This is a genomic window from Bacillus sp. 5w2 (assembly GCF_054353775.1).
This window is the reverse complement of record NZ_JBTIWT010000004.1, coordinates 343,057-357,419: the sequence shown is the minus strand read 5'-3', so window position 1 is coordinate 357,419 and position 14,363 is coordinate 343,057. Positions and strand designations below refer to the sequence as shown.

The following is a 14,363-nucleotide window of genomic DNA, read 5'->3' as shown; positions in this document are numbered from 1 at the left end:
GGATGTTTCCCATTTGCTTGTATTTGTCCATATGTATATATCCCTCGATAAAAGCTCTCTCGGTCTAACATGCGTTTCACTTGTACTTTCGTAAACAACTTTCCTTTCTCTGTACAATAGCCTTCTATATTCAGTCGTTCTGCCAATTGAGTCAGTGACCAATGCCTAAAAAAGTGTCGTAATTCAAATAGCCTACGCACAACCGCTGCTTTTTCTGCATCTACTTCTAACACTTTTTGTCCTTTCTTTACTCTATAACCAAACATCACACCGCCACCTGCATATCCACCTTGTTCCGCTTTCTTCTTTCTACCTCGACTTAGCTTTAATGCAATCTCGAGACGTTGATATTGGTCTAGTAGTTCTAACATGCCATTTACTAAAAAGTCATTCGGGTCATGTGTGTATATACTGTAATTTGGTTGTTCAATTGCTTTTACATCAACCTCATGTTTCTTTAGCTCTCGTTGTATCAGTACTTTCGCCATGTCTGAGCGCCATAACCGAGATGTATTAAGTACAATCACGTGCTTCACTTGTTGATATGCCATATCTGACAATAATTCTTGTAAACCTTCACGTTCAACTGTTAATCCATCTTCATCTACTGTCGCTCCACTAATTCCTTTATCTTTGTATATGTGAAGCAGTTGTAGTTCATTCTCGTTACAGTACCGTTCAATTTCTTCTGCTTGATACGTTAAGCTGTATCCTTCACGCACTTGTCCTTCCGTTGAAACTCGTACATAACCAACAACTTTCTCCCCCATATCAAACTCCCTCCCGTTACAGCAATTACAATCCCTGTAACGTTTACCCGTTTTTTGCGGATAACGTGTGCATAACGTCCATCCGTTAAAACGTACTTTACGATGACTTCAAAAAATAATACAACCCTTTATTTTTCCCTCTACTATCGTCGTACACTGTACATAGCCATTACAATCTATAAAACAACAATAAAAATTTAACACTTAATGCACTTATAAAATTATAGTGCTCTTTTAAATTTCTACGCTAAAACGCAAAAAAAGCACTTGTTGCCTTTCATAGACAATCAAGTGCTTTAAGTTCATATGTTTTTAAGTAGCATAAATTTGTAAGTTTTATAACAACAGTATGACACCTTTTATATGTCATGACAACTCCTACGTTAAAACTTACGAGTTTTTACGAGTTCGTTAGTTTTATGTCCATTCCATGTCTTTATATTCGTCGCACAGTAAAATGTCATCTCGCCTAAGCTCGTACTTCGTTTTCTATTCTATCATTGCACACAGTACTCTATGATGGTACAACCATCATGAAGTACTTATTTTCAAATGCCTTATTATTTTTAAGTCAAATGCAAATATACTTTAGTATTCGTTTCTGTATACTTATGCACATTTAATTTTAGCATCACAAGCTTAGTCGTTCTCATATATAAAGACAAACAGTTAGTTTTATTTTTCACTCTCTTCAATGTCCTGTATTATTACCCAATCAATACCGTCTTCCAACTCATTTTCAAGTTCTTCTAACAACTTAAACCCTTCTTGTTCAATACCAGCATCATATCCATAAACTTCAAAATATCTTTTCTTATATTTTGTATACCAATAATATTTACTGTACAATATGGTATTTTTATCTTCTTTTTCCACTAAATCTATTACATTATTAGTAAAGAATTCATAATAACTTAAAAATCTCTTTAGTTTTTCATCACTAATATCCTTTCTAACGACTAAGCTATCTTTTTCTAGTTCAATCATTTTCTTCAATTCTAATTCACTTATTATTTTCATAATGCTACCCCTTTCTATTCTGGATAATACTTCACTTCTATATCAATATCCATTCTCTTAAATAACCTTTTTAGTTGTTCTACAGCTTTTTCTTCAGATACTAACCATTCAACTTTATATTCCGCTACTTTAGCAGCATCAATCTGTCTTAATGCTTCTTGAATCACCTTATCTTGTGCAAACTTAGGCATTTCTTCTACATGATAAAATGATTTTTGTTTAATTATTAATTTACCATCTTGAACTATATCTCCAGCTAAATTTTCAAATTGTACAAATCCACCCTTAGGATGTGGTAAATAGAAACTTTCATCACTTGGGTTTATCTTTAACTCAAATTCATCAACTCTTGGATTTTTTTGAGGTATTCTTTTTCCCCAATATCCCTTTCCATATGGCCTTGCTTCTATATCATTGATTCCCCATTTTATTTTAGTTGTGTACTTAGAATTTCCCGTACCCTTAACCAAAAACATAAAAGAAGAAAGAGGTATTCATTACAAACTACTAGTAGAAGAACGCAAACGTTCAGATAGACGAGAAATAGAATTGTTCATAAACTTAGAAAAGAATACAGAACAATTAGAAGGTATTGCTACTACCCTTTAAAAAGTTCAATTTAGTTATGCTAGCTTAGAGAACAAAGTAATGCAAAACTTCGAGTATCTTGAAAGTAAAATTGAAAATGTAAAAATGCAAGTAACCAAAAAGGAAGGCCACGAATAATTCCTGGCCTTCCTTTTTGGTTTCTAAACCTAAAAATCTCTTTAAGTTTATAGACTTTGTATCAAAATTTTAAAAACCTTTTATTCAAAACCGATAACAATCCATTCATCTACAAAATTCCAAAAGTGAACATTATATTTAGGCTGGCTCTTAGCTGACCAAAAAGTAGCATTGTTATTCTTACAATTTTCATAATCTATAGCTATGTAGCTCCCCATACCATTACTAAAGAATCCAAAAGATGTTTTTAAATTAATCCTTATAGGTTCTTCCAATTCATCTATAATCCCCCACTCTAAGTCATCATCCCCAAAGTAAGTTATAGCTTCTAATGGCATCAATCCCATTGATTCACTTGTGTAATCATAAAATCCATTATGAACATTTTCGTAAAAGTCCCTAATAGATTCAGGAATTTCTCTCCATGAAGATTCTAATTCCTCATTATTAAAACTATCTTTAGGATTTCTTCCTTCATAATATAAATCTTCTCCACCTTGATTTTTTATTGTATACAAGATTGAATAGGTGTCCTCACTTACCATCAGTTCAATATCCTCAAGGTATTCTGATAAGTAAGCAATAGTATTAGATAAATTATTATCTACATATTTTTTCCATATACTTAAAATTTTCTTGATTCTCTTTTCTCTATCCTGTTCACTAAATACTTCCACCCATAAATCAGGAATTAAAGATAAGTTTATATTCTTAAATTCATTTGCATTAATCAATTGAATATCTTCATTATACTCTCTTAATATATCTAACTTAGAACTCATTTTTTCCCCATCCTTTTTAATATTATTTTATATTATTCTTTGTTAAAATCATCAATTTGTTTTTGCAATATTCTTTCAAGTTGTTTTTCTCTTGTAAACATCTTGCTCCTAAAGTCAGGACTAACTTCTATCTCATCTGGTGTTCCCTTTTTATAATGTGTCCATTCTCCATACGATTTAGATTGCTTTGAAGTGTTTGCAGATTTACTTAATCCTGTAAAGTTTTCCGGGTTATTTAATACTTCTAACTGTTGTTTTTCTGTTAAATTACCAAAACCCTCCATACTTGCAATTCTGTCCATAGACACAATATGATCTGCTTCTAGTGAACCTATAAAAGTTTTTCCAGGAAGAGCTTGATCTTCCGTTTCTATCTTTTTATTGTGGCCTTTATTTACTTGTTTTCTTATTTTTGCTGTCGGTGTTTTTTTTCTTAATGCTTCATATTCTTCATCTGTAATCTTTCTCTCACCGTACCTAGGAGGAATTCCACTTTCACCCGTACCCTTAACCCCACCACTCTCCAAATTCGAGATCCTACTCTGAATGCTCGCCTTTGAGGAATCATGGGCTTCTTTTACGCTTTCACTGAAGTTCGTTCCACCATATCTACGTACGCTTCCATCAAGTAATACTTCTTCACCTCTAATGAAGGCGGTTGTTTCGTCCACACCTTTTGCTACTAAACCTTTAATGAAATAGTCCGCATCATTAATCTTATCTACGGTTTTCCAGCCTTGTATTTTTAAATTTTTTAATAGATTATTTTCCTTAAGCGATTGTACCACATTTTTACCCAAATTTGGATTAAAACCAGGCATTCCTTCTTTGAATTTTAATAATTTCGCTAAATCAGCTAATTCATTCGTGCCTTTGAATGCTTTTACTCCTTTTCCTACTGCTCCAACAACTGGGATTGCATCTAATCCGCCAAAAATGATGTTTCCTACCCGCTCTTCTTGGCTCAATTTCCGGTGTGTTCCCCAGTCTTCTCCGTCGATACCGCTTTTTATTTGTACAGCGCCGTATACAACTGCGGCAGCGGTCCCAAGTGGTGGGCAAAGGATTGTTGTGATGATGATTCCTAAGCCTATTCCTATGTCTCGCACCATTTCTAGTTTTTTCTGTTCATCTTCTATCGATTTGTATTCGAATCCTCGTGTGGATGGGACTACTTTCTTGTATTCTTCATAATTTAGTTTTGCATCTGGATTTTGTTTTTTTAGTTCTTTGTATTCCTCTCTCAGTACGTTATCAAATGCGGGTGAATCTTTAAAAATATCTTCTACTGTTATTTTATCTTTCTTCTGTATTGTTTGTGGTACATTTCCGTACCCTGCGTGCGCATCTGGTAATACTGTCGTTGTTGTAGAGCCAATTCTGTTATTTGTTTCGAAACTAAGAATAGATGTATCTCTTATTTTTTGAGCGAATTTATCCATTTCTACTAAAAAAGGTTTATCTATATGTTCAGACACCAATCGCCCTGCTTCTCCGCAATATTTTTGTAATGTCGAATAGCTATCAAGTAATTCCCCTATTTTTTGCGATTGATCTTTTGGGTTAAAATGTATACTACCATCTGAGTCTAAATCTCGTATTCTTCCATCAATTTTTTTCAATAATTCATTTGCGTGCCGTAATTTTATGAGCGCATCTTTTGTAATTCGATTCATACCATCCCCCATGTTTTGCCATGGTTCAGGTCTATATTTCACATCCATTTCGTTTTCATCCCCCAGCCGTATGGTGATTTCTACAACTTACTTAATCTTTCACGTAATTGTTCGTCCTTTTCAAGCATTTCCACGCATACATTCCCTACAACTGTCGCCGACCTCGAATAGTGTTCAGCCAATTCAAGTGTTTTGTGTAATATATCAGGATATTTTTCAATTACTCTCATCGCTTCACCTTTTTGATAAAAATCACTGCTTAATAAACTCTCAATATTCGTTCCAATGACGTCTACATGGATTTTATATATATCTTCTAATTTCATTACTATATCAAGTAGTTCTTGAAAATTAACTAATACTTCTTCTCCACCACCAGAACCACTATCTCCCATTGATACTTGCATTATTCAATACCTCCTAACGAGAATTGTCTCGGGTCAATTAATTTTTTATACGGCATTTTTAACACGTCATACAATTTCTTATTTACCGCATAGAGACTCACCCAGTCATATCGATTACATTCTACATCTATTTGAACGAAATCTTCTCCTTCAGTGAAATATAAAAAACATTCCCATTTTCCTCCTCTATTACTCCGAGGCCTCGTATACGTTTCTATCGCTATAACATCTTTATTTGATAAATCTTTTTCCTCAAATGTTTGTTGTTCTTCTTCTGTCATTCTCTTTGAGAAAAATGTATCTTCTATTTCCCTCGGTTCTCTCAATAAGAAAGGGATGCGTGTTAATAAGGAAAAATATACGTCTGGCTTTGGTATGTAGTCGATCTCGTATTTTTTATTTGGTTCTATTTCTGTTAATACAGCCACTCGGTCTTTATCCTCTTTTAAAAAGCCAATTAATACATTATTCATTCTCGTGTATTCATGACAATTTTCATATTCCTTTAATAGCTCAATTATTTGAAAAGCTGCAGGGGTAATTCCATTTTCACTTGTAAGTAAGCCTTTTTCTTTTAAACTCGTAGTTGCTTTCGTGACACATTCTTCATCAAGTAAAATAATTGCGTCACGGTTTGGCAATCCAAATATATCGGTAACCCCAGCTGCACCTGCGAGAACATATAATTCAGCAGGTGCAAAGTTCATTTCTTTCCCCATTCTTTTATCCCTCATTTCTCCATCACAATTGTTTTATCGCCCTTACTTCCGATATATCGCCGTACGTTTGAATACTTTTCTCTAACTCTTTCAAAGCTTTCGTATGTCCTTCAAATGCCTCTACCATTTCTGAATTATATTGAATAATTAAATCTAGATAACTTAAAAAGGCATCTCTCGTTTTTCCATTCCAGTTCGCACATGTAACGTATGCTTTTAAGTTTTTCGCTTGATTTAAAGAATCCTTCATACCATTTTCAATATTTTGCGCGTAAGAAATGGCACTTGCTGTGTTACTTCCTATAATTTCAACCTCTTTGCCACTCATGTGGATTCCCTCCATTCTTTCTATACTTAATGGATAAGTTTTTCAATTTCCTTTTTCTTTTCTTCAAAAGCCTTGGTCGCTGCAGCGTATGCTGACGCTTTCTCCGCTTCTGCTTTTGCTTTATATTCCAAATACTTTGCATAAGCTGTACTTTTTGCAGATCCAACATCGCTTAATGCACTTTTAAAATAGGATACTAATGTATTTAATTCTTCATCCTTTTCATGACGTTTTTGTTCAAATTCAACTGCCGGAATTTTATTAGCTTCTAAGCCATTACTTTTACTCTCATAATCTCTCTTCGCTGATTCAGCCTCTTGAATGTATTGCTTCAACTCTCTTTCTTGATCTTTTAAATAATCATGTAAATCATCATATCGATCTCGTTTCCTCGCACTTTCTGTAAAACCAGACGCATTTAAAAAGGCATTGTACAATTCATCTAACATATTTCTCCCCCTTTAGCACAATAACTACGTAGTTAAATTCGTATATTTAAACATGAATATTCATTACATTGAGAATTTATAAATAATTATTTTTGCATATTGCTATTTTATCAAAGGGGTTTTAACATTTCCATATTTTATAAAAAGCTTTCGCATTTTTCTTCAATTAAATAGCAATGAATATTTATCATCTAAAAATTATAGTTTTATATAGGTCATTGGAATTTTATCCACATTAAGTGAATTAATGACAAATAATCATCATTTACATGTTATAATTGCGATGTATACATTTAATTGTATTAAATGTATATGTGTAATACGTATATTTAATAAAGTTAAATTAAACTGGGGAGGCTTTCTCAAATGGGCAAGAAAACAAGCAAAGCTAAAAAAATTTTCGGGTTCGTAATCACCACAGCACTAGCAACTACAATGCTGGTAGGCACAGCAAACGCACAAACAACTACGAATAACTATAAAGTAGTTGGCAATATGAACACTGTATTTACAGATGTACCAAAGGACCACTGGTCAAAAGATGCTATTGATTACTTAGCAGCAGCAGGACTTTTTAACGGATATGGAAATGGAAAATTTGGTTTTGGGGATCATATTACTAGAGGCCAGGTAACTTCTTTAATCGCTCGTCATTTAGGTTTAACAGCAAATAATGAACAGAGCAATATGTTTAACGATATTAAAAATCATATGTTTGAAAAGGATATTAAAGCTATTGTACAGGCTGGAATTATGACAGGTGATGGAACAGGTGCTTTTCGTCCAGATGATGCATTAACTCGGTATGAAATGGCAGTAGTATTACAAAAAGCATTTCAATTACAATCCAAAGGACAAAGTAACTTTAAAGATGTACCTCAAGATCATTGGGCCTATGAATTTGTAAATACGCTACGTAGTAACCGAATATCCTACGGTGATGAGGCAGGTAATTACAATGGCAACATGCTTGTGAAACGTGAGGAGTATGCACAATTTTTCTATAATGCAATAGCAAAAAACAGAGATTATAATTTCAACATCAATACAAAAGAAGAAATGAAACAAATGTTAACAACAGCTTTACAAGATGGGACGTTTGGTCCATTTAAATTAAATGCATTGGGTAAAGATATATCTGAGGTGAAAAAAGAATTTGGAGTACCTGATGTTTGGAAGCAAGCACCATGTACAGAATGTGATGCACCTAATACAGCGGTATACGGAGATTATAATATTGACATGTACCCTTCGGACGCTAGATATATATGGGTAAAAATGGATATCTCTATCAATGAATTAAAAGAGTGGTTTGGTGAACCAGATGGAATCGGAGAGGATATGACTAGTGAAGGCTTTATATATAATCGAGGTAGCTATTCTCTTTATTTCAGCTTCTCTGATGGTTATATTCAACGTGCTGAAATATCTAAAAGTGAACATCATTAATACGTTACAAGCAATATACAATATATAAAGCATAAAAAAATCCTTCAAGAACGTGCCTTTTCTTGAAGGATTTTATTTTGTTCCTACCTATTTAACATAATACAAAGCTGTAAAACTACTACTGATTAAAGTTCCACTTTATTTTTCTTAGTGCTCCGCATTCCATTCACTTAAATACGTTGCATATTCAAATTCATCTGGATCATCATCTAGTATAGAAATAAACTCTAATTTATTTCCATCACAATCTAGAAAATATACGCTTGCAGCTGGCATCCACCTTTGGACAATTGGCTCTTCATTTCCTTTCCCCTGACTCCCTACTACCTCTATTCCACACTTCTCTAACCATAATTTGGAACCCTTTAAAAACTCTAAATCTACACGAAAAGCGAAGTGTTTCGTCTTAAAATCTTCATTACTATGTACTTCCCATAATCCGAGCATTTGTTTTTATTTTCTCCTACCCAAAAGAACGCAACTCGTCTTTTCGATAGTCTTTTTGCTAATGTTAAACCTAACTTATTTTGATAGAAATCTATCGCCTTTTCTAAATTTCTTACATGTAAATGAGTTTCATATATGCTTTGTATCATATTATATTTTCCCTCCTCTACATTCTGATTTTTAAAATATATTTTGTTTTTATCATACAAATATTTATATTTTTAAGCATCCTACTTTTGTATCATTGTTCTTTCCTTCAAATGTATAGGTATCCAGCTTTAACGAATACCCCAACGCTGGAGTTCAATACAATGAAACTAGTGAGGTTTTATTCCCCCACACTAATCATGCTTTTATGGAAAATTGACTCTCACCTTCTTTCCTCCCATTAGAAGCTTTACTGCCCACAAATAGCAGGGTAAAAATTCTATTTACATTCATAAATTTTTATAATGTAATAAGATTAACATCTTACTAATAAGAGGAGGAACCATTCTGGATAAAACCAAAGTTATGGCTTATTTTAGTGCAACGGGTGATGTATTTCCTGTTGAAGCAATTACCAATGCCCTACGTATCGAGCCTACAAGAACTTATAAAAAAGATGATGTTGTTGCAAGACGTGATAATCCGAATCTTGTATCCACCAAAACCCTATATAGAAAAGAGACGGATTGGACTTTAAGCACTGGCTATCAAGAATCATACGATATAAATAATCAGTTACATGTTATTCTACAATCTCTTGAAGGAAAAACAGAGCAATTAAAACATCTCAAGAAGAAGTATGGTTTACAGTTTCTTTTTATGGTAGTAATTCAAGTGGAGAATAACGAATCACCTGCAATGTATTTACAAAAAGAGATTATTGATTTTGCTAGTTTTATTCAAGCAGAAATTCATTTTGATCTATATATTCACTAAAAACAAAAACGCTATTGATATTGAAATCAACAGCGTTTTTTTATGTGACTATATGTTTTATCTTGCTTGTACCCAAAAGCAAATTCTTTTTATATAGCGTATTACTTCAATTTCCCCTCAAAGACAATTTTTCTACCGCACGGTTCAACTTCTGTTTTGCCATCTTTCTTCACTTCATGAAAGATTGGCTCTTCCATACGACGAGACGGTGCGTATCCTTCTTGTTCCATACGTGCTAAGCAGTCTGTAATTGTTTCATTTTCAAGTACTTCAAATTTCTTTTTATTAGGTTGTTTTGTCATGCCCTAACCTACTTTCTATTTTTCTTGATGCGAATTGATTCTTCATATAGATCATATATACCATTGCGAGAGTTCCTATTATAATCATAACCGCAATGAAAAAGCTTGTATACTGTATTTTTTCTATAAATAAGCCTCCTAATACAGGCCCCATAATACTTCCTAAACTAAAGGCGATTCCAGATAATATATTACCCGCTGGTAGTAAGTGTCTCGGTAATAAATCAGTCATAAATCCAAGCCCTAAAGAGAAGCACGATCCAATGACCATACCAGCTAACAACATGCAAGCAAAGACGATCCAGTAATATTGATCAAATACGGCTGCAAGCAAGAAAATACCCGTACTTATGCTAAACGTCCATGTTAATATACGGTCTCTTCCGTATTTATCACTTAATATACCGAGCGGAATTTGTGTAATGATGCCCCCAACTGCAAACGCTGGTAATAAGAAGGATACTTCTGAAACAGACCATCCTTTTCGAAGCGCGTATACTGGTAAGTTACTGTTTAACATTGCTTCCAGTACGCCATATGCAAGTGGTCCCAGCAGTGCAATCCATCCTAATCCAACAACTTGTTTATAACGAGAAAATGATGATTCACTTTTCACTTCTCTTTCATCTTGTGCTGGGAATGCATTTTTCGTTGGTAATAGTAAAAGCCATCCTATTAAACAAAGTATCGTAGATATCATAAACGGCGTCGCAAGGCCGTATTGAACAGTGCTCGCTAAATACGGACCAACAGCAAAACCGATTCCGAAGAATACACCGTATATCGATACTTGTCTACCTATTTTACTTGGGTCCGATGTTGTCGTGATCCACGTTTGTGTTCCGACATGAAGCATATGATCTCCGACTCCAACTAGAAATCTAAGGATAAACCATACCCAAAACGAAAATGTTTGTGTAAAAAAGAATAATGAAATAATAACGAGAAACCCACCAATGACGATAATTGGCTTCATTCCAAACTTTTGCATCGGTTTTTCAAGAAACGGTGAAATAACTAATATCCCAATATATAATGCCGTCGCATGAATACCGTTAATACTTGAACTAACCCCTTCTTGTTCAAAAATCATTGCAATGGCAGGTAAGAGCATCCCTTGTGACAAACCCGAGATTGCTACAATTCCAACCATAATCCAAAAAGTAAAACGCATCGACATTCCTTTCCCTCTCCCCCTCCTTCTCACGCTTTCCACTTTTCATTATAAACTGTTTCTTCAAATGCGTGTACGAATATTCATAATAAAAAAGAAGCCAAAAGAATGAACCTTTCAGCTTCTTAACCTTCCCAAACTTGTGCTTTCACATTGTTATGGAATTGCTTGAAATACGGATGTTTATAAAAAGCAGTTTCATACGCGTATTGCTGTGCACTAGCGATTGGTGGCTGCGGATATTGCAGTTGTAAAGGAACTACAGCTGGTGAAACTTGCATATACAGCGGAGCTATCATTATTTTTGTATATAAGTGATGATTATATGGCGAATGCGCAATTAAGAACGGATGATGCATTGATAATCTCCCCTTTTACCTACAATGTTATAGTATATGCAATACGTTTCATTTCGGGGATTATTTCTGTTCTAACCAATCCTCTACATGCTTTATAAACACATCTAAACAATCAATAAACGGCGAATGACCGCAATCTTCTAACACTTTTAACTCTGCATTTGGCAAATATTTTGCTAATTCCTCACCGACTACTTGCGGTACGACATAATCTCTGTCACCTTGTATGACGAGTGTCGGAGCTTTAATACGATGAATTTGTTTATTTCCCTCTACAACCCCGTTATGTTCATCCGAAATATTAAATGTAATGAGCGCATAATTCACATCTACGAAATTACGCTGCGTTAACATATCGTCTAAATACTTTTCATAACGATCCGGTTCAGGTTGATTATGTGTATATATTAATAAATTCCATACTGTACGGTAATATAATTTATTCATGTTTTTTATCGCATCTAGTACTGGAGCAATTTGTACGGGGTCTTGCGCGATTTCTTCTTTCGTCTTTACTAAGCTTGATACGATTGGTTGCCCGTTTATATCCTTTTTAAAAATCGGATATCCTTTCATGCCCACTGATTCTACTAAAATTAACTTTTCAACAAACGTTGGATGATTCGCTGTAAATTGCATCGCAACACCACCGCCCATTGACCAGCCCATTAATGAAAATTTCTCTAATTTTAATTGATCAATAACTAGTTTTAGATCTTCTGCAAAGTCTTGTATTGAATCTATCGACTTATTATATGTTGATTGTCCAAACCCTCTTAAATCAAGAGCGTAAATATGGTATTGATCTTGTAGCTTTTCAATAACTAAATCCCAGTGTTGTGACGATGTCATGTTCCCGTGAATGAGTACAAGAATTTCTGTATTTTGCCTTCCAACTTCCTGATACGCAATCGTTTCTCCGTTCGATAGTGAAACAAACTCCATTGTTGCAGGCTTAATCATCACAAGTTCCCCCATTCTTTTTAATAGAAAGAAAATTCTTTACTTACTTAAAGAATAACATACAGAATGTATGTTCTCAATATAAAACCTATACAAAATTTTTACATGAATCAACATGTCTATTACTAGACAATTATAATAAAAAAGTATATAGTTAGCTAGGTAACTAATTTGAAAGGATCAAAATACATGGACGAAAAACAACATTTTTTTCACATTGTCAGCCAAACTTCTCGAAAATTCACAAAGAAATTTAATGAACGCGTATCTCCAACTGGGTTATTTAGTGCGCAATGGGCTGTTATTTTCCGCATTAATCAAACCGGTTCTTGTACGCAAACAGAATTATGCCAGTATTTAAATGTTGAATCACCAACGATGACTCGCACGTTAACACGTATGGAAACGATGGGCTGGATTATTCGTACAGAAGGAAAAGATCGCCGTGAAAAGCTTATTTCATTGTCTGATACAGCATTAAAGATGATACCTGTATGGCAAGAAGAAGTTGATACTTTCGAAGAAAAAACGCTAGATGGTATTAACGAAGATGAGTTACATCAAGCATTTCAAGTGTTACAACAAATCATTAAAAATTTAGATTAAATTGGAGGGATGACGATGCAAAGTGAAAAACTTTGGACGAAGGATTTCCTCGGAACTTGTTTTAGTAGTCTATTTCTCTTCTTAACATTTTACATGCTTATGACTACTCTGCCCGTCTACGTTATAGACAACCTAAAAGGAAAACCTGAGGAAATTGGTTTAGTTGCAACTGTTTTTCTTATTTCATCTGTTTTATGTAGACCATTTACAGGTAAATGGCTCGATGATTTAGGAAGAAAGAAAATATTATTTATTTCACTTTCATTATTTTTAGCTGCTACTGTTATGTATTTCGGTGCGCAAAGTTTATTTTTATTACTTGCCCTTCGCTTCTTACATGGTATTGGGTTCGGTATGGCAACGACAGCAACTGGTACGATTGTCACAGATGTTGCGCCAGCTCATAGACGCGGCGAAGCACTTGCCTATTTCGGCGTATTCATGAGTCTGCCGATGGTAATCGGTCCTTTTTTAGGTTTAACAATTATCTCTCATTTTTCATTTACTGTACTATTTATCGTTTGTTCCGTATTTTCATTGCTTGCATTTTTATTAGGACTACTTGTAAATATTCCGCATGAAGCACCAGTGAAGAAACAAAAACGAGAAAAAATGAAATGGAAGGACTTAATTGAACCATCCTCTATTCCGATCGCTCTGACAGGATTTGTTTTAGCCTTTTCTTATAGTGGCATTTTATCCTTTATTCCTATTTATGCGAAAGAGATCGGTTTAGGAGAAGTTGCTAGTTACTTCTTTATTGTATACGCACTTGTTGTTGTAATTTCTCGTCCATTTACAGGAAAGATTTTTGATCGCTTTGGTGAAAATGTACTTGTTTACCCTGCTATCATTATTTTCACCATTGGGATGTTTATTTTAAGCCAAGCACAAACTTCATTTTGGTTCCTTGGCGCAGGTATGCTAATCGGTTTAGGCTACGGGACATTAATTCCTAGCTTCCAAACGATTGCAATTTCTGCCGCTCCAAATCATCGACGTGGTTCTGCAACAGCTACGTACTTCTCATTCTTTGATAGTGGTATTGGATTTGGTTCTTTCATTTTAGGTATCGTCGCAGCGAAATCAAGTTACCATAATATGTATTTCATCGCAGCTATTATCGTTGCGTTCACTTTACTTCTCTATTATGGATTACATGGACGAAAACAAAAATTCAAGAAACAACATACAGACGGAAAAGTTTCCGCTTAACAGGAATAAGGAAAGTAAACTTCCCCGTTTACTTTCCTTATTTTGTA

General features: G+C 34.3%; 17 protein-coding genes and 1 pseudogene. 4 read left to right on the top strand and 14 right to left on the bottom strand.

Annotation, left to right across the window (positions count from 1 at the left end; all coding sequences use genetic code 11):
• From ACXY7N_RS11725 to ACXY7N_RS11685, 9 genes are all read right to left on the bottom strand, one after another.
• Nucleotides 1-770 (bottom strand): recombinase family protein (locus ACXY7N_RS11725; RefSeq protein WP_488592417.1); only part of this gene is annotated, 770 nt, incomplete at its 3' end.
• Nucleotides 771-1,445: 675 nt separating this feature from the next.
• A complete protein-coding gene (locus tag ACXY7N_RS11720; protein ID WP_098486219.1) occupies nucleotides 1,446-1,790 on the bottom strand; it encodes a hypothetical protein in 345 nt (114 codons plus the stop codon).
• 14 nt (nucleotides 1,791-1,804) lie between these two features.
• Nucleotides 1,805-2,260, bottom strand: coding sequence for a hypothetical protein (locus ACXY7N_RS11715; protein ID WP_142327545.1), 456 nt, complete (start codon nucleotides 2,258-2,260; stop codon nucleotides 1,805-1,807).
• Between the two features lie 336 nt (nucleotides 2,261-2,596).
• Nucleotides 2,597-3,298 carry an SMI1/KNR4 family protein gene (locus ACXY7N_RS11710; protein WP_098413129.1) on the bottom strand — a complete coding sequence of 234 codons (702 nt, stop codon included), beginning with the start codon at nucleotides 3,296-3,298 and terminating at the stop codon, nucleotides 2,597-2,599.
• A 32-nt stretch (nucleotides 3,299-3,330) separates the two neighbouring features.
• Nucleotides 3,331-5,022, bottom strand: a complete 1,692-nt coding sequence (locus tag ACXY7N_RS11705) for a hypothetical protein (protein WP_116363457.1) — start codon at nucleotides 5,020-5,022, stop codon at nucleotides 3,331-3,333.
• A gap of 32 nt (nucleotides 5,023-5,054) precedes the next feature.
• Nucleotides 5,055-5,381 (bottom strand): MFS transporter, encoded by a 327-nt coding sequence (locus ACXY7N_RS11700; RefSeq protein ID WP_116363458.1) that lies wholly within the window; start codon nucleotides 5,379-5,381, stop codon nucleotides 5,055-5,057.
• Nucleotides 5,381-6,100, bottom strand: coding sequence for a DUF5081 family protein (locus ACXY7N_RS11695; RefSeq protein WP_098986132.1), 720 nt, complete (start codon nucleotides 6,098-6,100; stop codon nucleotides 5,381-5,383). Before ACXY7N_RS11695 ends, ACXY7N_RS11700 begins: the two co-directional genes overlap by 1 nt.
• A 22-nt stretch (nucleotides 6,101-6,122) precedes the next feature.
• Nucleotides 6,123-6,428, bottom strand: a complete 306-nt coding sequence (locus ACXY7N_RS11690) for a WXG100 family type VII secretion target (RefSeq protein WP_016087084.1) — start codon at nucleotides 6,426-6,428, stop codon at nucleotides 6,123-6,125.
• 26 nt (nucleotides 6,429-6,454) lie between these two features.
• Complete coding sequence (locus ACXY7N_RS11685; RefSeq protein ID WP_116363459.1) at nucleotides 6,455-6,877, bottom strand: hypothetical protein; 423 nt, start codon at nucleotides 6,875-6,877, stop codon at nucleotides 6,455-6,457.
• Nucleotides 6,878-7,243: 366 nt separating this feature from the next.
• Here ACXY7N_RS11685 and ACXY7N_RS11680 point away from each other — a divergent pair, with 366 nt between their 5' ends.
• The gene (locus ACXY7N_RS11680) at nucleotides 7,244-8,326 is read left to right on the top strand and encodes an S-layer homology domain-containing protein (RefSeq protein WP_116363460.1); all 1,083 of its coding nucleotides are present in this window, start codon (nucleotides 7,244-7,246) and stop codon (nucleotides 8,324-8,326) included.
• 147 nt (nucleotides 8,327-8,473) lie between these two features.
• Here ACXY7N_RS11680 and ACXY7N_RS11675 read toward each other — a convergent pair.
• A pseudogene (locus ACXY7N_RS11675) lies at nucleotides 8,474-8,922 on the bottom strand (VOC family protein).
• A gap of 364 nt (nucleotides 8,923-9,286) precedes the next feature.
• Here ACXY7N_RS11675 and ACXY7N_RS11670 point away from each other — a divergent pair.
• Entirely contained in the window at nucleotides 9,287-9,697 is a 411-nt protein-coding gene (locus ACXY7N_RS11670; RefSeq protein ID WP_016087080.1) for a DUF4279 domain-containing protein, read from the top strand.
• Between the two features lie 101 nt (nucleotides 9,698-9,798).
• Here the strand turns inward: ACXY7N_RS11670 and ACXY7N_RS11665 are convergent, their stop codons facing one another.
• The 4 genes from ACXY7N_RS11665 to phaZ form a co-directional block, all read right to left on the bottom strand.
• A complete protein-coding gene (locus ACXY7N_RS11665; protein WP_000166302.1) occupies nucleotides 9,799-9,999 on the bottom strand; it encodes an NETI motif-containing protein in 201 nt (66 codons plus the stop codon).
• The gene (locus ACXY7N_RS11660; RefSeq protein ID WP_016134993.1) at nucleotides 9,983-11,179 is read right to left on the bottom strand and encodes an MFS transporter; all 1,197 of its coding nucleotides are present in this window, start codon (nucleotides 11,177-11,179) and stop codon (nucleotides 9,983-9,985) included. The genes ACXY7N_RS11665 and ACXY7N_RS11660 overlap by 17 nt, the downstream gene beginning before the upstream one ends.
• Nucleotides 11,180-11,298: 119 nt before the next feature.
• Nucleotides 11,299-11,532, bottom strand: a complete 234-nt coding sequence (locus ACXY7N_RS11655) for a hypothetical protein (RefSeq protein ID WP_016087078.1) — start codon at nucleotides 11,530-11,532, stop codon at nucleotides 11,299-11,301.
• Nucleotides 11,533-11,592: 60 nt separating this feature from the next.
• Nucleotides 11,593-12,510 carry an intracellular short-chain-length polyhydroxyalkanoate depolymerase gene (gene phaZ, locus ACXY7N_RS11650; RefSeq protein WP_116329296.1) on the bottom strand — a complete coding sequence of 306 codons (918 nt, stop codon included), beginning with the start codon at nucleotides 12,508-12,510 and terminating at the stop codon, nucleotides 11,593-11,595.
• 174 nt (nucleotides 12,511-12,684) lie between these two features.
• Between phaZ and ACXY7N_RS11645 the strand changes: the two genes are divergently transcribed.
• Both ACXY7N_RS11645 and ACXY7N_RS11640 read left to right on the top strand, forming a co-directional pair.
• Nucleotides 12,685-13,101 carry a MarR family winged helix-turn-helix transcriptional regulator gene (locus ACXY7N_RS11645; RefSeq protein ID WP_016087076.1) on the top strand — a complete coding sequence of 139 codons (417 nt, stop codon included), beginning with the start codon at nucleotides 12,685-12,687 and terminating at the stop codon, nucleotides 13,099-13,101.
• 15 nt (nucleotides 13,102-13,116) lie between these two features.
• Nucleotides 13,117-14,316 carry an MFS transporter gene (locus ACXY7N_RS11640; protein WP_016087075.1) on the top strand — a complete coding sequence of 400 codons (1,200 nt, stop codon included), beginning with the start codon at nucleotides 13,117-13,119 and terminating at the stop codon, nucleotides 14,314-14,316.
• Nucleotides 14,317-14,363: the final 47 nt, after the last annotated feature.

Bases quoted from the DNA above. Each gene is read 5' to 3' on its own strand.
- ACXY7N_RS11720 (WP_098486219.1), bottom strand. From the start codon at position 1,790: ATGAAAATAATAAGTGAATTAGAATTGAAGAAAATGATTGAACTAGAA.
- ACXY7N_RS11710 (WP_098413129.1), bottom strand. From the start codon at position 3,298: ATGAGTTCTAAGTTAGATATATTAAGAGAGTATAATGAAGATATTCAA.
- ACXY7N_RS11705 (WP_116363457.1), bottom strand. From the start codon at position 5,022: ATGGATGTGAAATATAGACCTGAACCATGGCAAAACATGGGGGATGGT.
- ACXY7N_RS11700 (WP_116363458.1), bottom strand. From the start codon at position 5,381: ATGCAAGTATCAATGGGAGATAGTGGTTCTGGTGGTGGAGAAGAAGTA.
- ACXY7N_RS11695 (WP_098986132.1), bottom strand. From the start codon at position 6,100: ATGGGGAAAGAAATGAACTTTGCACCTGCTGAATTATATGTTCTCGCA.
- ACXY7N_RS11690 (WP_016087084.1), bottom strand. From the start codon at position 6,428: ATGAGTGGCAAAGAGGTTGAAATTATAGGAAGTAACACAGCAAGTGCC.
- ACXY7N_RS11685 (WP_116363459.1), bottom strand. From the start codon at position 6,877: ATGTTAGATGAATTGTACAATGCCTTTTTAAATGCGTCTGGTTTTACA.
- ACXY7N_RS11680 (WP_116363460.1), top strand. From the start codon at position 7,244: ATGGGCAAGAAAACAAGCAAAGCTAAAAAAATTTTCGGGTTCGTAATC.
- ACXY7N_RS11670 (WP_016087080.1), top strand. From the start codon at position 9,287: ATGGCTTATTTTAGTGCAACGGGTGATGTATTTCCTGTTGAAGCAATT.
- ACXY7N_RS11665 (WP_000166302.1), bottom strand. From the start codon at position 9,999: ATGACAAAACAACCTAATAAAAAGAAATTTGAAGTACTTGAAAATGAA.
- ACXY7N_RS11660 (WP_016134993.1), bottom strand. From the start codon at position 11,179: ATGTCGATGCGTTTTACTTTTTGGATTATGGTTGGAATTGTAGCAATC.
- ACXY7N_RS11655 (WP_016087078.1), bottom strand. From the start codon at position 11,532: ATGCATCATCCGTTCTTAATTGCGCATTCGCCATATAATCATCACTTA.
- phaZ (WP_116329296.1), bottom strand. From the start codon at position 12,510: ATGGGGGAACTTGTGATGATTAAGCCTGCAACAATGGAGTTTGTTTCA.
- ACXY7N_RS11645 (WP_016087076.1), top strand. From the start codon at position 12,685: ATGGACGAAAAACAACATTTTTTTCACATTGTCAGCCAAACTTCTCGA.
- ACXY7N_RS11640 (WP_016087075.1), top strand. From the start codon at position 13,117: ATGCAAAGTGAAAAACTTTGGACGAAGGATTTCCTCGGAACTTGTTTT.